Below are 17,924 nucleotides of genomic sequence, written 5' to 3'. Positions count from 1 at the left end.
GACAACTCGTGATCTCCAGATGATCGATCAGGCGGGACGACAGATGGCCGCTGAGGGGTTAGGCAGTGCGGATGATGAGATGTCCTGAGAGCTGGGACCCACTGTCTTGACCCGGATTTCGTCCGCCCGGCGCATCGCCATGGATATCGTCGGCAAGATTCAGACGGGAGAAATCCGGCCCGGAGAGCGTCTGCGCGAACAATCGCTGGCCGCCGAATACGAGGTCAGCCGTGGGCCGATACGCGAAGCGTTGCACAGTCTGGCGGCCGAGTACTGGGTGACGCTCGATCCCGGCAAGGGCGCGCGCGTCACCCAAAGCCCCGCGGACCTGGACGGGGATTTTGTCTTCATCGCCTTGCGGCTCAGCGGACTGGCGTCAAGGTTCGCGGCGGTTCGGGCCACCCCCGAAGAGCGCGATGAGATCGAGCGGTTGGCCCGCGAGATCGCAGATGCGTCCATGGACGCGGCCATGACGCCGGAAGCGTTCTCTCGCCTGACCTGGGGTTTGGGCGGCTATATTCTGACCGTGGCGCGGAGCCGCAGCCTGGAAGAACAGATCAGACCGCTGATGCGCGGCGGGCTGGTTCAAATGGCGCGGCACGGCGTGCTGACGCCTCCCCGAAGGCGGGCGGTCGCCCGCCATTGGATCGATGTCGCTCTGGCGATCCGCGCGCGCGACGGAGACAGAGCGGAAACGGCGCATGTAGCGCTCATGCAGAGTTCGGTTAAGGCGGCTGACCGAGCCTCCCTGCACGCCGATCTCTGGCAGGTGGACGAGTAGGGGGCTGCTAGCCCTGTCCATCGGTCAGCGGAGAACAGGTGTCGCCGGCGCGTGCCATTGCGGCCTCGCCGAACCGGTCGGCTGTCGGCGCCAGTCTGCGCTGCAGAACGATGCCCTTTCGACTGGGGGACTCGACCACCAGATCGGCGCCCGACGGACGGGGCGTGCCGCGAAGATAGATGATCATGTCGACCCCGCCCGGCGCGTTTCGATCGTTCACCACGAAGATGTTGTCGCTGTTGGCGCTGTAGACGGATACCGACATGTAGCCGTCCCACGGGGCGGCCGTGACGCGAACCGGACCAGCGGCCAGATCGTAGACGCAGCTGGAGTTGGCCAGATCCGGCGAGGGCCGCACGATCCGGCGCGACCTGCCAGTGGCGCGCTGACCGTGACGCCACTGGTTCACGGCCGCGCCATCCTGGCTGATCCGGTCCATCGCAGAGTTCATGGCCCAATAGGGATAGGCCGCCACGACAGTCATATGGCCGAGTGCGAAAGCAGCGAGGCTCAAGGCCGCGAGCGCCAGCCCCTTGAACGTCAGCGGCTTCACGCATCGTCTCCCTGGCAAGACAGGCGGGTGACCGCCGGAAAGGGAATCGCAGTCTCGTCGGCCAGTGCCTCCGGCGACGGATTGTAGAGCCGAAGCGAGAGATCGAAGCCGTCTGCGGCACGGCTCGAAATCCAGTTTGGCGCACCGTCGCGCGTCATGGCGATGCGCGCCCGCCAGCGACCGGAGGCGTCGCGGATCGTTCGGGTCGCGTCGATGCTGAAGGCGCCGTCGTCGTTCGGCGGCAGGAAGTCGTCCTCGCCATAAAGGGTTACGGACCACCAGCGGGCCGGCAGGTCGGCGCCGGATAGTTCGTAGATACAGTCAGCTCGAAAAGCTCGCCCCTGGTCGTCTCTATAGCGGGTGAAATAGATCGTCTCGGATCGGTTCAGCGCCAGCAGGCCGATGCGGGCGATGATGGCCCTGGTCCAGGGATCGGCTCGCGTCGATCCGACGCCGCGATTGCCCAGCCAGTGGTCGTGGCTGGATTGACCGATCTGTTCGCCTTTCATGACGACGAGCAAGCCGGAAGCGGCCCCGAGCGCCAGCGCCAGGACAAGCGCCACGAGGGGCGCCAGCCATCGTAACCGTCTGTTCGGCGTCATCCTGGTCTCCTCAGTCGCCATGAAAGGCCGGAGGCCGCTTCTGAGTGAATGCTTCCACGCCCTCGCGGAGATCGTCGGTGGTCAGGGTCAGCAGGAACTGATCCCTGTCCATGAAGGCGGTGGCTGAATGCAGGGCTGTGGCGCAGGCGTTGACCGCCTGTTTGGTCATTCGGACGGGTAGGGGAGGAAGGGCGGCGATCCGCGACGCCCAGGCGCGGGCGGCGTCCGGAGCCTGGCCGTCGTCGACCACCTCGTCGGCGAGGCCCCAGGCGAGGCAGGTCTCGGCCGTCGTCGGTGCGCCTTCGATGATGAACCGCTTGGCGCGGGCGGGTCCGATCAGGGCCGTGACGCGGGGCACGGCGCCCCAGCTCATGTTCATGCCCAGCGCCACCTCCGGCAGCCGCATCATCGCGCCCGATCCCATGACCCTGAAATCGCAGGCGAGGGCGAGAGCGCAGGCACCGCCGACGCAGTAGCCCTCTATGGCGACGATCGTGACGGCTTCGATCTCCTCCCAGGCGCGGCACAGGTCCGGTCCCACCAGGGCGCGCACGCGGCGCTCTGACAGCGTGCCGCCGTCGGGCTCGCCCTTGAGGTCGATGCCGGCTGAGAAGAAGGTGTCGGTCCCGGTCAGGACGACGGCGCGAACGTCCGCGCGTCGCCGCAGATCCTGGGCGGTTCGGGTCAGGGCCTCGATCAGGGGCGGGTTCAGAGTGTTCCTGGCCTCGGGCCGGTTCAGCCTCACGACGACGACGCCGTCGGCCTCCTCGATGCTCAGAACAGGGGCGTCGGTCATCCTCAGAACCAGGCGTCGCGCATGGCCAGCGGGGTGTCGTCCAGGCTGTCCAGCAGGTCGAAGCCCACGTCGATACGCGGCATTTCCCAGCGGAAGAAGTAACGCGCCGCCTGTCGCTTTCCGTCCTCGAAATCGCCGGTCGCATTGCCGACCGTCAGCCGCTGTTCCAGCCAGATCCAGCCGACGACGAGGTGCCCCACCGCCTCCAGATAGGTCCAGGCGTTGGCCAGAGTGCGTTCCGGATCGCCCAGCCCATGCAGTCGCGCCGTGGTGGCCTCCATTCGGGCGATGCCGCTTTCGACCTGGCTTGCGAAGATTGCCGGTTCGCCGCCGATATGGGTGGCCCGCGCGCAGGTCTGGCGCATTACGTCCGCCAACAAACGCAGCCCCGCGCCGCCCTGCATCACCGCCTTGCGGCCCAGCAGGTCGATGGCCTGAATGCCGTGGGTGCCTTCGTGGATGGGGTTCAGCCGGTTGTCGCGATAGAACTGCTCGACCGGATAGTCGCGGGTGTAGCCGTAGCCGCCCATCACCTGGATCGCGAGGCTGTTGGCCTCTACGCACCACTGCGCCGGCCAGGATTTGGCGATGGGCGTCAGCATGTCCAACAGCAGGGTCGCGCGGGCGCGATCGGCCGGATCCTCGGCCGTCCGTTCGTCGTCCAGCAGGCGACCGCAGTACAGGTTCAGCGCCAGCGAGCCCTCGACGTAGGACTTTTGGGCCAGCAGCATCCGCCGGATGTCGGCGTGTTCGATCAGGGCGACCTGGGGCGAGGTCGGATCCTTGTTCACGGGGCTGCGTCCCTGCGGCCGCGTGCGGGCGTAGTCCAGCGCATGCAGATAGCCGGTATAGCCCAAGGCGGTGGACCCCAGTCCGACCCCGACCCGGGCCTCGTTCATCATGTGGAACATGCAAGCCAGGCCCCGATGACGCTCCCCGACCAGCCAGCCGATGGCGCCGGCCTTTTCGCCCGGACGATGCGCGCCCTCGCCGAAGTTCAGGATGGTGCTGGTGACGCCGCGATAGCCCATCTTGTGGATCAGGCCGGCGAGGGCGACGTCGTTGCGGGCGCCGCACGATCCGTCGTCCTCGACCAGGCGTTTGGGCACGACGAACAGGGAGATGCCCTTGACCCCGGGGGGCGCATCCGGCGTCCGTGCCAGGACCAGGTGGACGATGTTCTCGCTGAGATCGTGCTCGCCGCCCGAGATGTAGCATTTGGAGCCGAACAGGCGCCACGACCCGTCGGGCTGAGGCTCCGCGCGGGTCCGGACATCCGACAGGGACGACCCCGCCTGCGGCTCGGTCAGGCACATGGTGCCGAAGAAACGGCCGGTCATCATCGGCCGGACATAGCGGTCGATCTGTGCCGGAGAGCCATGCGCGATCAGCAGGTTGGCGGCGGCGATGGTCAGGAAGGGATAGGCGGCGGTGCCGACGTTCGCGGCCTGAAACCAGGCCAGGCCAGCCTGGACAATGGTCTGGGGCAGCTGCATCCCGCCCAGGTCGAAATCGGCGCCGGCGGCGATCAGACCCGCCTCGGAAAACAGATCGGTCGCCGCCTTGACCTCGGGAATGATGCGGGCGCGGCCGTTCTCGAACACCGGCTCGTTCTCGTCGCCCAGGCGGTTGTGCGGCGCGAAGTGATCGGTCGCCAGCGTCTCGCACAGCGCCAGCGCCGCCGTGAAGGTCTCGCGCGAGTGCTCGGCATAGCGCGGCCGGGCTGTCAGGCCATCGATCTTAAGCCAGTCGTAGAGCAGGAACTCCAGATCGCGACGGGACAGCAGAAGTGACATTCAGAAGGTCTCGCGGGGCAGGGGAGAAGCGTGGGAATCAGACCGGGCGGTCGCCCTTGACGGTGACGCGATGGCCGAACCGGCGAGCCGGCCAGTAGTCCCACACGGCATGATGCTGGGTGCAGCGATTGTCCCAGAAGGCCACGGCGTCGGGGGTCCAGCGGAACCGGCACTGAAAGGCCGGGTGCTGAAGGTGCTGGAACAGATACTTCAGCAGGGCGTCGCTCTCGTCCGGAGCCAGTCCCACGATGCGGGTGGTGAAGCCCGAGTTGACGAACAAGGCGGTTCTGCCCGTCACGGGGTGCACCCGCGCGATGGGATGGATCGATACTGGGTACTTCGGCCGGTCCGCGACGCCCTGGTCGGCGTACAGGCCGCGATAGACATGTTCGCCGTCGTGAACGGCGCTGAGACCCGCCAGGCGGGCCTTCATTCCGTCTGACAGGGCGTCCCAGGCCGCGTACATGCTGGCGAACAGTGTATCGCCACCCACCGTCGGAGAGGTCCGGATGTGCAGGATGCTGCCCATCGGGGGTTCGGGATCGCACGACACGTCGGTGTGCCACGCTTCGCCGTTGGCACGGCTCGAATGTTCGTCCGCGGCCACGATCATCAGTTCCGGATGGCCCGGCGCGCTAGGTGCCGCCGGATGGATGGCGAGGTCGCCGAAGCGTTTGCCAAAGGCCAGGTGCTGGTCCGGCGTCATCGGCTGATTGCGGAAGAAAAGGACCAGATTCTCGGCGAAGGCCCGCTCGACCTCGGCGAAGACGGCGTCGGACAGGTCGGTGGTCAGGTCGACGCCCTCGATCTCAGCCCCGATCGCGGGTGTCAGCGGGCGGACCAGAATATGGCTGTAGGCGAGGCGGGGGCGGTCAGCGACGAATGGCGCGGTGGCGGGTTTGGTCATGCAGCCCTCCTTGCGGCCGACCGCACTATGCCATCATGTAGATTATTGACAATAGGCCAGGTGAGGCGTTCTTGGCCTTACGAACAATCGGATGATGCCATGCGGACCACTCCCGTCGTCGGCCCCCCTCTATGGACCGCCGCCCAGCTTCAGGCCGATCCTTCCTGGATTCACACGCTCGACGCCACCCAGAGAGCGGAGTGTCTGGCGGCGCTGGAACATACGCGGGTCCGGAGGCTGACGATTGAGGAGATCGAACCGCATCAATTTCCTCTCCCGACCCTAGGCCCAGTACTGGACGGCATCATCGACCAGATCGAGGGGGGGCGGGGCGTGACCCTGCTACGCGGTGTTCCGATCGAGGGACTGTCGATGCCGGACATCGAACGCCTGTTCTGGGGTCTGGCGTCCCACATGGGGTATCCGGAACCGCAGGACGCCTCGGGAAAGAGACTGCATCACGTTCGCGCGGCGCATGTCTTCGCCGACGAGGCCAGCGCCACCGCCGCCTTTCTGGGCGGAACCCTTCGCGGATACCAGACCAACGTCGAGCTGGATTTCCACGGAGACGGCTCCGACGCCCTGTTTTTCCTGTGCGTCCAGGACGCCATGTCGGGGGGGCTCAGCCGGGTCGTCAGCGTGGGTCAGGCGTTCAACACCCTGCTGGCCACCGATCCCGAGCTGGCGATGGTGTTGCAGCAGGACTTTCATTTCGACGCGCGTGGCGAACTCGGCCCGGAGCGGCCGTTCCAGACCGCGCCCGTCCTGACCGATCATGCGGGGCGGCTGAACATCCTGTACAAGCGGGGTTATATCGAACTGGCGCAGCGGCTGGACGGGGTCGCGCCGCTGACCCCCTTGCAGCGACGCGCGCTCGATGCGCTCGACGCCGCCCTCAACGACCCGAACCATGTGCATACCTTCCGAATGCAGCCCGGAGACATCCAGATCGCCAGCAATCATGCCGTGCTGCACGCACGCACGACCTACGAGGAATGGCCGGAGCCGGAGCGCAAGCGCCACATGCTGCGCATCTGGTCGACCCTGCGACGGAACCGCCGTCCGTTGCCGCCCGCCTATCGAACCACCCGCGAGTTCGCCGCGAGCCACGCTCGCCGACTGGCCCTGGGGGATCCCGGTTGATGGTCAGTCCGGCTATCCAGGCTGCCGCCGATCTACTTCGTCATCGCAGGGCGAGGGCAGAGGCGCTTCATCTCACCCTGCCTCAGCGTCGGGCTGCTTTCGAGGCGAATGCCGAACTCTTGCTCGCGGCGACGGATATCGATGTCGAGGCGGGCGTGTTTGCCGGTGTGGCGGGCGAGCGGCTCAACGGGGCGGCAACCGGAGGGACGCTCCTTTACCTGCACGGCGGCGGCTACTGCGTCGGTTCGCCACGAACCCACCGCGAGCTCGCCGGGCGACTGGCGCGTTCGGCGAACCGCGTGGGAGTCGTGCCGGACTATCGTCTGGCTCCGGAACATCCCTTTCCGGCAGGACTGGACGATGCTTTCGCCGTGTACCGGTCGCTCTGCGAGACCGAGGGCGCGCCTCCGACGCTGGCCGGAGACTCCGCCGGGGGCGGCCTGGCGCTCGCTCTGCTGTTGCGGCTCCGTGAGGACGGCTTGCCCCTGCCGCCCCGGGTAGCTGTGCTCTCGCCCTGGACGGACCTGACCCTGGGCGGGGCGTCGATCCGTGACCGCGCGGGGCGTGATCCCTATATGAGCGAAGCGGTGCTCACCGCCTTCGCCGATGCCTATGCGCCCGTCGGGGACCGCCGTCGGCCGCTGGTGTCGCCGCTTCACGCCGACCTGTCGGGTTTCCCCCTGTTGTGGATCGAGGTCGGCAGCGAGGAGGTGTTGTTCGACGACGCCGCCCGGCTTCATGATCGTGCGCGGGCGGACGGCGTGGAGGCGACACTCTTCGTGGGCGAGGGCCTGTTCCACGTCTGGCAGGCCGTGCCGGGCGCCCCCGAAGCTCTCGCCGCAAGCGACCGGATCGGGTCGTTCCTGTCCGGGTCGCAAACCTAAAGCGGCGATACGATCCCCTTTTCAGGTCTCAGCAGTTCGCTCAGGGAATCCAGGACGATCGCGCGGCCTTCGCGTTCGGCATCGTCCGGGCGGCGTTCGATGATGGCGTCGGCGATGCGCAGCCAGGCGCGCGAGGACTGATGCTGTCTCGCCTTGCCCATCATCGCCGCCCAGTGCAGCGCGATCTCCAGTTCGAGTTCGAGCCCCAGCCGGTTCAGGTAGGGTGAGTCCGCCACCAGATTGATCACCGTCGACAGTCGCCGCCGTACGCGGATGTAGTCGGACACCGGCGCGTCTCGGTCCACGGCCAGGGCGACCAGCGCGGCGGCGCCGTCTCGAATGGCGTCCAGGTGCCGGGGATTGCGCCGCTCACGCTCCGCCGCCGTCCGCATGGTCAGGGCGGTGATCTCCGCGCGGATGCGAAAGATGGACAACAACTCAGCGGAGGACTGCGTCCGCACGACCGCACCGCTGCGACCGCCCAGGTCGATCAGACGTTCGCGGTCCAGCATCTTCAGCGCGTCTCGGACCGGCCCCCGGCTGACCCCGAAATGTTCGGCGAGCGGGGTCTCGCGCACCGGGTCGCCGGGCTTGATGTGTCCGAACTGGATTTGGTCGCGAATCCAGGCGGCGATCTGATCTGCGACGGACGCCGTCCGCGCCACGCCGACGACCAGATCCTCGGTCCCTTCGAGATAGCCCCGGACCGGATCCATCAGGCGGACACCGAGACGATGGCCCGATGCAGCGCCAGCCGCTTGAGCAGAACCGTCAGTTTCAGGTCGCCTGCGAGCGCCCCCAGGCGGTCCAGTTGCGCTGTCTCCGCGGCGAACCGTGCGCGGGCGTCGAGGTCTGAGTTCGATGCCGACAACCGCTCTCCGGCCAGGGTCTCAAGCAGGGACAGCAGTCGCGCCCAGACCGCCTCGATTTCCTGGGGCGGAGCATCCTCCGCGCTCAGCACGACCGCGCCTCGATGCCGGAACATCCGGACGGCGCCCGCCTTCTCGAGGTGATGCAGGGCCTCGCGGGCGCGTGCGTGCGTGCATCCGGCGACCGAGGCGATCTCGCGTTCCGTCAACCTGGAACCCGGTGCATTCAAGCCTTCGAGTATCCGATCGACGAACAGGTCGGCGATGGCGTCGCCCGCCATGCTTTCATCTTCGTGCGTCTCGGGACCGGTTGAAGGCTGGGGGGGCGGCAACGGCGCTGGTCTCCTTCGGCGGGCAGGAATCGGTCTTCCGATGCAGGCTCGATCCTACATCGGAAATGCGGCCTGCATTCTCATCCTCCGCCCAACGCCCGATAAATCAAGGGTCTGAGGATATCGCGCAGCGGGACGGATCCCGAAGGGAGCCTCTGGGTCATGACAACGACCGACAGACCAATCTCGGGCGCGGCCCAGAAGGTGGTGCTGGCCGCTCCGCCCCAGCTGTATTCGCCGCGAGAGCCCGCGCCGGCGGCGTCCGACAGGGTGGCGACGCCCCCGAGCGCCTGGCCCAGCCCCGTGCCGGAGCCCCCCAGGCCGATGGCCGCGAACCGGCTCAGGCCCTCTGCGACCCTGTCCTGGGGACCGTAAGGGGACGTCATCAAAGCGACCGAAGCGGGCGACATGACCCGGACGCCGCCGACAGAACCACCGCAGGCCAGCATGTCGGCGAACCGGCCGTAGTCCCGCAGGCTGGAGACGAGGCCGGCGCTGCCCGATTGAGCGGCGGGCGGCCTCAGCAAGGCCGAGTTCGCTCCGCGTTCGACGACCTGCGCCGCGCCGTCCCGGACCGTCCACAGATCGGTCATCCGTGCGGCGCCGTCTGTCGGCGCCTGGAACCCCGTGTCGCTCATACCGAGCGGATCGAACAGATGCGCCTTCATGTAGTCGCCGAGACTCAGGCCGGACACGCGCTGGATCACGAGACCGGCGATATCCAGCGAGTAGCCGTACAGCCAGCCCTCTCCGGGCTGGAAGCGCAGCGGAACGGCGGCGATTTTCTCGGCGAACCCGTCCAGCCCGCCTATGGCGGGATTGAACATCCAGGCGCCAGCGTCGAGGCCCGCTGCGCGATAGGCCGCCGAGGCCGCGTCTCCGTTCCAGCTGTTGCTGATCCCCGATGCATGGGTCAGCAGATGAGCCACCGTCATCGTTCGCGCCGGTTCGGTCGCGCCTGTCGCATCGGTGGCGACGGTCAGGCTCCTGAAAGCCGGGATCACGTCGCCGACCGGGGTATCGAGGGTCAATCGCCCTTCCTCGCAAATCAGCAGGGTCGCCGCCGCCACCACCGGCTTCGTCATGGAGTAGATGCGGAACAGACTGTCGACAGACACCGGACCCGCGCCGCTGTGAAAGGCGTCCAGCAGGATCTCGCCGTTCCTTGCGATGCGCATCGACGCGAAGGGCAGGGCGCCGCCATCGACGAACGCCTTCAACGCCTGGCTGGCGCTTTCCAGCCCTTGCGTCGATCGGGCGGCCGCTGCGGGTCCCGGCGACAGGATCAGGCCGGCCCCGGCGGCCAGGAATTCGCGACGACAGATAGCGGAAGGGCGCGCGGGAAGAGGAAATCGGTTCATGGGTCTCGACCTCAGACAAGATTGTCGATTATTGACATATTGTCGCGATGTCGTCGATCTCTGGAGACACCCTTGCCCCACATCGCATCGCAGGATGGAACATCGTCATGGCCGGCCATGAGCCTGGCCGAGGCGACCGCGCGGGTCATCGCGCCGGGGATGCCCTGTGAGACCGCTGATGCGGTCATCGACGGTCGAACAGTCCGGGTCTGGAAGCACGCGCCCGTGTCGCTCGGGGCCGTTCTCGCCCATTCCAGAATCTACGGCGATCGCATCGCCTTCGTATACGAGGACGAGCGGATCACCTTCGAAGCGCATTGGCGCGCGGCAACGAATTTCGCTGCGGCCCTCAGCGAGGCCGGCGTGGTCAAGGGCGATCGGGTCGCCATCGTCATGCGCAACCTTCCGGAATGGCCGGTCGCCTTTTATGCGGCGGCATCGCTCGGCGCCGTGGTGACGCCGCTGAACGCCTGGTGGACCGGCCCGGAGCTGGCCTTCGCCGTTCGCGACAGCGGCAGCAAGGTGATCATCCTCGATGGGGAACGATACGCCCGACACGGGCCCGACCTGCTGGCCTTGCCAAGTGTAACCCATGCCTTCGTATCCCGGCCAGTCGACCCCCTGATCGACGCAGGCGTGGTCGATATTGAGGCGATCATTGGCCGCCCAGCCTCATGGAGCGACCTGCCGGATCACGCCGGTATCGTGCCAGACTTAGGACCCGAAGACGACGCGACGCTGTTCTACACATCCGGCACCACCGGCCAGCCCAAAGGCGTCCTGTCCACGCAGCGCGCGGTCAACAGCAACATCATCACCGCCCTTGCCACTCAGCAGCGCGCCTTCATTCGTCGAGGAGAAACGCCGCCGCCGACCGGGCTGGCCGCACCCCAGTATTCGGGGCTGATCTCCGTGCCCTTCTTCCATGTCACCGGCTGCGTCGCGATCCTCAATCTGGCGATGTTCGGCGGATCCAAGCTGGCGATGATGCGGAAATGGGATCCGGTCCAGGCGTTCGCCCTGATCGAGCGCGAGCGGCTGGCGTCGGCCGGGGGCGTGCCGACCATCGCCTGGCAGTTGCTCGAACACCCCGCGCGTGACGACCACGACCTGTCGTCGCTGGTCGCCCTAGGGTGGGGTGGGGCACCGTCCGCACCGGAACTGGTGCGGCGCATCCGCGAGGTCTTCCCCCAGACCCGCGCGGGTCAGGGCTGGGGCATGTCGGAGACCTCTGGCACTTTCACCAGCCACAACGACGAGGACTATGAGGCGCGACCGACCAGCTGCGGACCGTCGCCCGCCGTGGGGCAAATCCGCATCGTCGATCCGGTGGACGGCAAGACCGAGCTGCCGATCGGGGACGTGGGCGAACTCTGGGTATCGGGACCGATGACGGCCCGCGGCTACTGGAACAATCCGGAGGCCACGGCCCGGACCTTCGTCGACGGTTGGGTACGCACGGGCGATCTCGCGCGGGTCGATGACGAGGGCTTCTGCTACGTCGTCGATCGGCTGAAGGACATGCTGATCCGGGGCGGGGAGAACATCTTCTGCAGCGAGATCGAGAACGTGCTCTACGAGTACCCGGCGATCATGGATGTCGCCGCGTTCGGTCTGCCCCATCCCACGCTCGGAGAGGAACCCGCCGCCGCCGTTACATTGAAGCTGGGTATGGTTGTGTCCGAGGCTGACCTAAAGATCTTCCTCCACGGGCGGCTCGCCGCCTACAAATGCCCGGTTCGCATCCTGGTCCTGGCGGAACCGCTCCCGCGAAATCCGAACGGAAAGATCCTGAAGGACACATTGCGGGCTATTGCCGCATTAACTCCCGCGCGGTGATCACCCGCATGATCTCGTTGGTGCCCTCCAGGATGCGGTGGACCCGCAGATCGCGCACGATCCGTTCCAGCGGATAGTCCCTCAGATAGCCGTAGCCACCGTGCAGCTGCAGCGCCTCGTCGGCGATGTCGAAACAGGCGTCGGTGGCCATCCGCTTGGCCATGGCGCACCATTTGGTCGCTTCCGGATGACGCGTGTCCAGCGCCCAGGCCCCGCGCAGCACCATCAGCCGCGCGGCCTCCAGCGCCGTGGCCATGTCGGCCAGCTTGAACTGCGTATTCTGGAACTCCGCCAGCGCCTTGCCGAACTGTTTTCGCGTGGCGACGTAGGCCTGGGCCGTCTCAAGCGCCAGCCTCGCCCCGCCCAGCGAACAGGCCGCGATGTTCAACCGCCCGCCGTCCAGCCCCATCATCGCATAGCGGAACCCGTCGCCCTCCTTGCCCAGGAGGTTGGCGGCCGGCACCCTACAGTCGTCGAACGCCACGATGGCCGTGGGTTGGGAGTTCCAGCCCATCTTCTTCTCCTGCGCCCCGAAGCTGAGGCCCGGCGTGCCCTTCTCGACCACGAACGCGCTGATGCCCTTGGGCCCTGCCTCCCCCGTCCGCGCCATGACGACATAGACGTCCGAGGTCCCGGCGCCCGAGATGAAGGCCTTGGACCCGTTCAGGACGAAATCGTCGCCGTCTCGCGTCGCGGTCGTCCGCATCGCCGCCGCGTCCGATCCCGAGCCCGGTTCGGTCAGGCAGTAGCTCGCGATCCGCTCCATCGTCGCCAGACGCGGCACATAGCGGGCGCGCAGATCCTCTGACCCGAACCTGTCGATCATCCAGGTCGCCATGTTGTGGATCGAGATGAAGGCCGCCGTCGACACGTCGCCCCGCGCCAGCTCCTCGAAGATCACCGCCGCCTCGACCCGGCCGAGCGCCATGCCGCCATGCTCTTCGCCGGCATAGATGGCCGCGAAGCCCGTCTCGGCGGCACGACGCATGACGTCGACGGGAAAGTGTTTCGTCTCGTCCCACTCGGCCGAATGAGGCGCCAGTTCCGCGTCGGCGAACGCGCGCGCCGCGTCCTGAATGGCGCGCTGATCCTCGGTGAGGGAGAAATCCATGGGGTCTCCTTGGAATGACGCCCGGGGAGCGCCTCCGCGTTCGACCCGGGCGATAGACGAGGCTCAGGGGAGTGAGGTGCGCCGTTCGATCATGTCACCCCATTGTCGGAATGACGAAGCTGGAATCGGCGTGCTCCAGCTCCGAGTCCGGCCAGCGGGCGGTGATAGTCTTGACCTTGGTCCAGAACTTCACGCCCTCCATGCCGTGCTGATTGGTGTCGCCGAAGGCCGAACGCTTCCAGCCGCCGAAGGTGTGATAGGCGACCGGCACCGGTATGGGCACGTTGATCCCGACCATGCCGACGTTGACGCGGGCGGCGAAGTCGCGGGCCGCGCGGCCGTTCTGGGTGAAGATGGCGACGCCGTTGCCGTACTGGTGCTTGCTGGGCAGGCTCAGCGCCTCCTCGAAGCTGGCGGCGCGGACGATCTGCAGGACCGGGCCGAAGATCTCCTCCTTGTAGGATTCCATCTCGGGCGTGACGTGGTCGAACAGGGACGGGCCGATGAAATAGCCCTTCTCGTGCCCCTGCAGGCTGAAGCCGCGGCCGTCGACGACCAGCTCTGCGCCGTCCTTGACCCCCTGCTCGATCCAGCCCTCGACGCGGGCCTTGTGCTGGGCGGTGACGACCGGGCCGTAGTGGGCCCCCGCGTCGGTCGAGACGCCGACCCGCATTGTCGGAATCTCGGCGACCATGCGCTCGCGAAGTTCGTCGGCGGTCTTCTTGCCCACCGGCACCACGACCGGCAGGGCCATGCAGCGCTCGCCGGCCGAGGCGGCTGCAGGCCCCAATGCTTGATCGCCCGCAGTTGGCGCAGGAAGGCGCTGGAGGTGATCGGTTTGTCCCGGTCGCTGACGCGTTCCTTCAACCGATCGAGGAAGGCGTTCGCCGCCCTTCGACTGGTCTCGCTGGCAGTGAAGAACAGGTAGAATTTGGGATCGCGGCGGGTGACGACCGCCTTGGCGATCAGGGGCCAGGACACCGGTCCGACGAGGCGGATGCCGGGGCCGCCGGCCGGGCCGGTGCCGGAAAGGATCACCTTCCGGACCAGAGCAGGGGCCTGACGCAGGATGTCCTGGGCGACGAAACCGCCGAGCGAAAAGCCCAGCAGATCGACGGTCGTCAGGTCGAGCGCCTCGATCGCGGCGATCATGTCGGCGGACATCTCTGCGATGGTCGTGGGAGCTCGTCCGCCCGATCCGCCGACGCCGCGATAGTCGAGCGCATAGACTGTGCGACCCTGGGCCAGCCCGTCGACGATCCGGGGATCGAAATTGTCCAGGGTCGCTCCCCAGTGATTCAGCATCACCAGCGGCATGCCGCCCTCCGGGCCCAGGCGCCGGTAGGCGAAGGTCACGCCCGCCGCCTCGACCTGGAGATTAGGCGTGTCGCGCCAGACGACGGACGTATGGATGCTCACTGTTGTGCCGCCTTGAGCGAGACGACGACCTTGCCCTTGGCGCGACCGGTTTCGACGTATGCCAGCGCCTCGTTCAGGGCCTCGAAGGGGAAGGTCCGGTCGTTGACGGTGCGGATGTCGCCCGCTTCGATCCGTTCGGCGATGCGGCCGAGCTGGGCGCCCTCTGCCTTCATGAACAGGAAGCTGTACTGGACGCCCCGCGCCCTGGCCTTGCTGCGGATCTTGCGGCTGCCGAGACCAATAATTTGACGCACGATCCAGTTCAGGCCCTGCGCCTCGGCGAAAGCGGGATCGGGCGGGCCGGAGATCGAGATCAGCTTGCCGCCCGGCTTCAGAACGTCGAGCGATCGCTCCAGTGTCTCGCCATCCAGGCTGTTCAGCACCACGTCGTAGCCGGACAGGACCTTGGTGAAATCCTCGGTGCGATAGTCGATGACGACGTCGGCCCCCAGGCTGCGGACCAGGTCGGCGCCCGATACCCCGGCTGTGGTGGCCACGGTCGCGCCGAGATGTTTGGCCAGCTGGATTGCGAAGATGCCGACGCCGCCGGAGCCGGCATGGATCAGGACCTTGTCGCCCGGCGTTACGCCCGTGCGGTCGACAAGCACCTGCCAGGCAGTAAGGGCGGTCAGCGGAACGCCCGCCGCGTCCTCCATCGACAGGTTGGCAGGCTTCAGCGCGACGTCGTCCTGATGGATGGCGATGCGTTCGGCGAAGGCGCCGATCCGCCCATCGCGCGGTCGGGCATAGACATCGTCGCCAGTCTTGAAGCGTGTGACGTTCGCGCCGACGGCGGTGACGCGACCGGCGACATCGTGACCCAGAACCAGCGGCGTCCTGTAGGGTAGGATCGGCTTGAACGCTCCGTCCCGGATCTTGGCGTCCAGTTGGTTCAGTCCAGCGGCGTGGACCTCGACCAGAACGTCGTCATTTCCCACCTCCGGCTCCGGCAGGTCGGTGAGGCGAAGCGGGGTGCCCTTGCCATAAGCGTCAAGTACGAACCCCTTCATTACGACGCCGTCTTGTAGCGCGGGGCCGCGGTTGTCTGACCGAAGCCCGGCAGCATCTGATGACGGGCGGCCTGGAAGGCGTCCCAGTGCGATGCATCGTGCAACGGCGGGATCGTCACGCCCTCGCGCCGGTCGAACCCGACGAAGGCGGCATCGACCATCTCGCCGACCTCCATCATGGGCGGCAGCTGCGACCGATCGGCTCCGGCGCGGGTCCAGATCTCGGTGCAGGTAGCGGCCGGCAGGACCGCTTGGACATAGACCCCCTTGGGCCCCAGCTCGAACGCCAGCCCCTGCGAGAGATAGAGGACGAACGCCTTGGTCGCGCCGTATACGGTCTGGCCAAACTCGGGGATAAGGCTGACCGCCGAGCCGACGTTGATGATCGCGCCTTGGCCGGTCTCGACAAACCGGGGTGAGACGGCATGGGCCAACCGCAGAACGGCCGTCGTGTTTACCGCCAACAACTGCGCGATGTCCGACGCGGCCTGTTTTTCGAAGCGACCAGCGAAGGACAGACCCGCGTTGTTGACCAGCACACCGATGCGGTCGTCGTCGCGCAGTCGGGCTTCGACGACGGCCAGGTCGGCCCCGTCCGTCAGATCGGCCTGGATCACGTCGATCGCGACGCCGGTCTCGGAGCGGAGCCGCTCCGCCAAGGCATCGAGCCGCGCCTTATCGCGCGCGACGATCACCAGATCGTGGCCCCGTCTGGCGAAGCGATCAGCGTATGTCGCTCCGATACCGCTGGAGGCGCCGGTGATGAGAACTGCGGGAAGGTCGGACATGGAGGCTCCAATGCGATCAGCATAATCATGACAAGCGTCATCTATCTTGCCAAATATGATCGCCATCATGTACGTGTCAACGGCGAAATGGAGATTGGGCGTGAAAGTCAGCCGCGAGCAGATGAAGGCGAACCGCGAGCGTATCCTGACGGAGGCGGGCCGCCTGTTCCGCGAAAAGGGTTTCGACAGTGTCGGCGTGGCGGAGGTGATGAATGCCGCCGGGCTGACTCACGGGGGCTTCTATGGCCATTTCGCATCCAAGGACGACCTGATCGCGCAGACCGTGGCTCACATGTTCAAGCCTGCCGACGACCAGGCGAACGGTCTCGAGGATATTGCCGGTTTCGTCGATGCCTACCTTTCGCCCCGGCATCGGGCGGGGGTTGCGAGGGGGTGTCCCACCGCGGCGCTCGTCGCCGACATCCGTCGGCAGGGACCGGAAACACGCAGCGCGCTCACCGCGGGCGTCCGGTGCCAGATCGACCGCATTGCTGCCGAGATGTTAAACGCTTCACCATTAGAGGTGCGCCGCAATGCGACCGGGGTTTGGGCGACCATGGTTGGAGCTGTGATCATGGCACGGACAATCAACGACGAAGCGCTGTCCGATCAAATCCTGAGTGACGCCCGAGACTGGATCAAAAGCCGGACGTCAAATCACGAAGCATGATAGCTTACGCTTCTTGGACTTCGTAAGCCTCGGCCGGTTGGTTGAAGTGCTGAATGCCAAAATCCGAGGGGTGACTTGCCCCAATCGTCCCGCGATCACAACGGGAGCCCGCAGGCTTCACAGCTGATGTGAAGCACCCGTAAGACCAGCCGACCGGCAGCGGCGTTCAGCCGCAACGTCGCAAACGCAAGGCCGTCCTGGGCGGACTGGGGTCGGAATTGGTTTTAGCTGTCTTGCCACTGGCCGATCGTGGCCCGAGTTCCTCAGATCTCTAGCTCCATGATAATCTCGGCGGACTGAGCAAGATGAGAGCCAGGTGGAACACGTCCTGGACATCGCATGGTGACTGAAGCTCTCTTCTCGCTGAGGTTTCCCGAGCCTTCTCGGTGCTATGATCTGCGCCAACCCATCATCGTGCAGCCTGAGTGATACTGAGCCATCAGACAGCCGAAGGCGTCCAGTCCGCCAAAGCGACGGCACGCGGGACCAGAGCTTTACCCCAAGCCGCTCAAGGCTGCCGCGCTTGCGCCATTCAAGGCCAGTAACTGCGATCCATGTCCTCCAACAATGATGCGATCAAACGTTTCACTAAGGCCCTCGGCTCGGCCGATGCTGATGAACTTGGGCTCCATCTGGCCCCTTCGGTAGAATGGATCGTCGAAGGCCTTCCGACATTGCACGGCCGAGAGTCCATCCTGCGCTACTGGCGACGACTGCTGCTTCGCTATCGAGCGATCCGTGTCTCGTTGAACCGTCTGGTGATCGATGGCGATACCCGCATCGCTGAGCAAACCCATATGCTTGATCGGGGCGAGGCTGGCTCGCTGCTGTTCGCCAACATCGCGGTCTATCGTCTACAGGATGGTCGAATCTGTCACTGGACCGACCACATCGACCTCAGTGATGCGCCCCCGGCGGAAGTCGCTCTCTGGCGCCGGCTGCGCGAGCTGGCCTGACCGTCACTCAGGCGATGCATGGAGTGGCGAGGCATGTTTGCTTCGAGCGACCCGATCCAGCAATGAGCAATGACGAACGAGCATGGTCTTCCGCAGCGCCAGCCCGA

At 66.4% G+C, this 17,924-nt stretch carries 17 protein-coding genes and 2 pseudogenes; 6 read left to right on the top strand and 13 right to left on the bottom strand.

Annotation, left to right across the window (positions count from 1 at the left end):
• Nucleotides 1-106: 106 nt before the first annotated feature.
• On the top strand, nt 107-781 hold the full coding sequence (locus GGR13_RS10910; protein WP_183213550.1) for a GntR family transcriptional regulator: 675 nt from the start codon (nt 107-109) through the stop codon (nt 779-781).
• A gap of 7 nt (nt 782-788) precedes the next feature.
• Here GGR13_RS10910 and GGR13_RS10905 read toward each other — a convergent pair whose 3' ends face one another.
• The 5 genes from GGR13_RS10905 to GGR13_RS10885 are packed head-to-tail and all read right to left on the bottom strand — an operon-like array spanning nt 789 to nt 5,435.
• Entirely contained in the window at nt 789-1,334 is a 546-nt protein-coding gene (locus GGR13_RS10905) for a DUF1254 domain-containing protein (RefSeq protein ID WP_183213549.1), read from the bottom strand.
• Nucleotides 1,331-1,936: a DUF1214 domain-containing protein gene (locus GGR13_RS10900; protein WP_183213548.1), complete on the bottom strand. Its 606-nt coding sequence runs from the start codon at nt 1,934-1,936 to the stop codon at nt 1,331-1,333. Before GGR13_RS10900 ends, GGR13_RS10905 begins: the two co-directional genes overlap by 4 nt.
• Before the next feature lie 10 nt (nt 1,937-1,946).
• Nucleotides 1,947-2,732: an enoyl-CoA hydratase/isomerase family protein gene (locus GGR13_RS10895; protein ID WP_183213547.1), complete on the bottom strand. Its 786-nt coding sequence runs from the start codon at nt 2,730-2,732 to the stop codon at nt 1,947-1,949.
• Nucleotides 2,733-2,734: 2 nt separating this feature from the next.
• Nucleotides 2,735-4,528: an acyl-CoA dehydrogenase gene (locus GGR13_RS10890; protein ID WP_183213546.1), complete on the bottom strand. Its 1,794-nt coding sequence runs from the start codon at nt 4,526-4,528 to the stop codon at nt 2,735-2,737.
• A gap of 37 nt (nt 4,529-4,565) precedes the next feature.
• Nucleotides 4,566-5,435 carry a TauD/TfdA dioxygenase family protein gene (locus GGR13_RS10885; RefSeq protein ID WP_183213545.1) on the bottom strand — a complete coding sequence of 290 codons (870 nt, stop codon included), beginning with the start codon at nt 5,433-5,435 and terminating at the stop codon, nt 4,566-4,568.
• Between the two features lie 99 nt (nt 5,436-5,534).
• Here GGR13_RS10885 and GGR13_RS10880 point away from each other — a divergent pair, with 99 nt between their 5' ends.
• Both GGR13_RS10880 and GGR13_RS10875 read left to right on the top strand, forming a co-directional pair.
• Nucleotides 5,535-6,578 (top strand): TauD/TfdA family dioxygenase, encoded by a 1,044-nt coding sequence (locus GGR13_RS10880; RefSeq protein ID WP_183213544.1) that lies wholly within the window; start codon nt 5,535-5,537, stop codon nt 6,576-6,578.
• Nucleotides 6,578-7,462 (top strand): alpha/beta hydrolase, encoded by an 885-nt coding sequence (locus GGR13_RS10875; RefSeq protein ID WP_183213543.1) that lies wholly within the window; start codon nt 6,578-6,580, stop codon nt 7,460-7,462. The genes GGR13_RS10880 and GGR13_RS10875 overlap by 1 nt, the downstream gene beginning before the upstream one ends.
• Here the strand turns inward: GGR13_RS10875 and GGR13_RS10870 are convergent.
• The 3 genes from GGR13_RS10870 to GGR13_RS10860 all read right to left on the bottom strand — a co-directional run bounded on the left by GGR13_RS10870 (nt 7,459) and on the right by GGR13_RS10860 (nt 10,024).
• A complete protein-coding gene (locus GGR13_RS10870; RefSeq protein WP_183213542.1) occupies nt 7,459-8,178 on the bottom strand; it encodes a GntR family transcriptional regulator in 720 nt (239 codons plus the stop codon). The genes GGR13_RS10875 and GGR13_RS10870 overlap by 4 nt on opposite strands.
• Entirely contained in the window at nt 8,178-8,612 is a 435-nt protein-coding gene (locus GGR13_RS10865) for a GntR family transcriptional regulator (RefSeq protein ID WP_183213541.1), read from the bottom strand. Before GGR13_RS10865 ends, GGR13_RS10870 begins: the two co-directional genes overlap by 1 nt.
• Before the next feature lie 131 nt (nt 8,613-8,743).
• The gene (locus GGR13_RS10860; protein ID WP_183213540.1) at nt 8,744-10,024 is read right to left on the bottom strand and encodes a serine hydrolase domain-containing protein; all 1,281 of its coding nucleotides are present in this window, start codon (nt 10,022-10,024) and stop codon (nt 8,744-8,746) included.
• A 72-nt stretch (nt 10,025-10,096) separates the two neighbouring features.
• On the opposite strand from GGR13_RS10860, the gene GGR13_RS10855 reads away from it, so the two are divergent.
• Nucleotides 10,097-11,863, top strand: coding sequence for a class I adenylate-forming enzyme family protein (locus tag GGR13_RS10855; protein ID WP_343060354.1), 1,767 nt, complete (start codon nt 10,097-10,099; stop codon nt 11,861-11,863).
• Here the strand turns inward: GGR13_RS10855 and GGR13_RS10850 are convergent.
• From GGR13_RS10850 to GGR13_RS10830, 5 genes and pseudogenes are all read right to left on the bottom strand, one after another.
• Entirely contained in the window at nt 11,835-12,974 is a 1,140-nt protein-coding gene (locus tag GGR13_RS10850; RefSeq protein WP_183213539.1) for an isobutyryl-CoA dehydrogenase, read from the bottom strand. The genes GGR13_RS10855 and GGR13_RS10850 overlap by 29 nt on opposite strands.
• Before the next feature lie 94 nt (nt 12,975-13,068).
• Nucleotides 13,069-13,761: pseudogene (locus tag GGR13_RS16645) on the bottom strand (aldehyde dehydrogenase family protein); the annotation flags it as partial.
• A pseudogene (locus tag GGR13_RS16640) lies at nt 13,746-14,279 on the bottom strand (alpha/beta fold hydrolase); the annotation flags it as partial. The pseudogenes GGR13_RS16645 and GGR13_RS16640, both read right to left, overlap by 16 nt.
• A 110-nt stretch (nt 14,280-14,389) precedes the next feature.
• On the bottom strand, nt 14,390-15,403 hold the full coding sequence (locus GGR13_RS10835; protein ID WP_183213537.1) for an NADP-dependent oxidoreductase: 1,014 nt from the start codon (nt 15,401-15,403) through the stop codon (nt 14,390-14,392).
• Nucleotides 15,403-16,191 carry an SDR family NAD(P)-dependent oxidoreductase gene (locus tag GGR13_RS10830; RefSeq protein WP_183213536.1) on the bottom strand — a complete coding sequence of 263 codons (789 nt, stop codon included), beginning with the start codon at nt 16,189-16,191 and terminating at the stop codon, nt 15,403-15,405. The genes GGR13_RS10835 and GGR13_RS10830 overlap by 1 nt, the downstream gene beginning before the upstream one ends.
• A 55-nt stretch (nt 16,192-16,246) precedes the next feature.
• Here GGR13_RS10830 and GGR13_RS10825 point away from each other — a divergent pair, with 55 nt between their 5' ends.
• Nucleotides 16,247-16,861, top strand: coding sequence for a TetR/AcrR family transcriptional regulator (locus GGR13_RS10825; RefSeq protein WP_246347796.1), 615 nt, complete (start codon nt 16,247-16,249; stop codon nt 16,859-16,861).
• Between the two features lie 554 nt (nt 16,862-17,415).
• Nucleotides 17,416-17,817, top strand: a complete 402-nt coding sequence (locus GGR13_RS10820; protein WP_183213535.1) for a nuclear transport factor 2 family protein — start codon at nt 17,416-17,418, stop codon at nt 17,815-17,817.
• Nucleotides 17,818-17,924 lie beyond the last annotated feature (107 nt).

The sequence above is a fragment of the Brevundimonas variabilis genome (assembly GCF_014199945.1).
Lineage (GTDB): Bacteria > Pseudomonadota > Alphaproteobacteria > Caulobacterales > Caulobacteraceae > Brevundimonas > Brevundimonas variabilis.
The sequence above is the reverse complement of the archived record's forward strand: the minus strand, read 5'-3'. Positions and strand labels throughout refer to the sequence as shown.

Bases quoted from the DNA above. Each gene is read 5' to 3' on its own strand.
- GGR13_RS10900 (WP_183213548.1), bottom strand. From the start codon at position 1,936: ATGACGCCGAACAGACGGTTACGATGGCTGGCGCCCCTCGTGGCGCTT.
- GGR13_RS10895 (WP_183213547.1), bottom strand. From the start codon at position 2,732: ATGACCGACGCCCCTGTTCTGAGCATCGAGGAGGCCGACGGCGTCGTC.
- GGR13_RS10890 (WP_183213546.1), bottom strand. From the start codon at position 4,528: ATGTCACTTCTGCTGTCCCGTCGCGATCTGGAGTTCCTGCTCTACGAC.
- GGR13_RS10885 (WP_183213545.1), bottom strand. From the start codon at position 5,435: ATGACCAAACCCGCCACCGCGCCATTCGTCGCTGACCGCCCCCGCCTC.
- GGR13_RS10880 (WP_183213544.1), top strand. From the start codon at position 5,535: ATGCGGACCACTCCCGTCGTCGGCCCCCCTCTATGGACCGCCGCCCAG.
- GGR13_RS10875 (WP_183213543.1), top strand. From the start codon at position 6,578: ATGGTCAGTCCGGCTATCCAGGCTGCCGCCGATCTACTTCGTCATCGC.
- GGR13_RS10870 (WP_183213542.1), bottom strand. From the start codon at position 8,178: ATGGATCCGGTCCGGGGCTATCTCGAAGGGACCGAGGATCTGGTCGTC.
- GGR13_RS10865 (WP_183213541.1), bottom strand. From the start codon at position 8,612: ATGGCGGGCGACGCCATCGCCGACCTGTTCGTCGATCGGATACTCGAA.
- GGR13_RS10860 (WP_183213540.1), bottom strand. From the start codon at position 10,024: ATGAACCGATTTCCTCTTCCCGCGCGCCCTTCCGCTATCTGTCGTCGC.
- GGR13_RS10850 (WP_183213539.1), bottom strand. From the start codon at position 12,974: ATGGATTTCTCCCTCACCGAGGATCAGCGCGCCATTCAGGACGCGGCG.
- GGR13_RS10835 (WP_183213537.1), bottom strand. From the start codon at position 15,403: ATGAAGGGGTTCGTACTTGACGCTTATGGCAAGGGCACCCCGCTTCGC.
- GGR13_RS10830 (WP_183213536.1), bottom strand. From the start codon at position 16,191: ATGTCCGACCTTCCCGCAGTTCTCATCACCGGCGCCTCCAGCGGTATC.
- GGR13_RS10825 (WP_246347796.1), top strand. From the start codon at position 16,247: ATGATCGCCATCATGTACGTGTCAACGGCGAAATGGAGATTGGGCGTG.
- GGR13_RS10820 (WP_183213535.1), top strand. From the start codon at position 17,416: ATGTCCTCCAACAATGATGCGATCAAACGTTTCACTAAGGCCCTCGGC.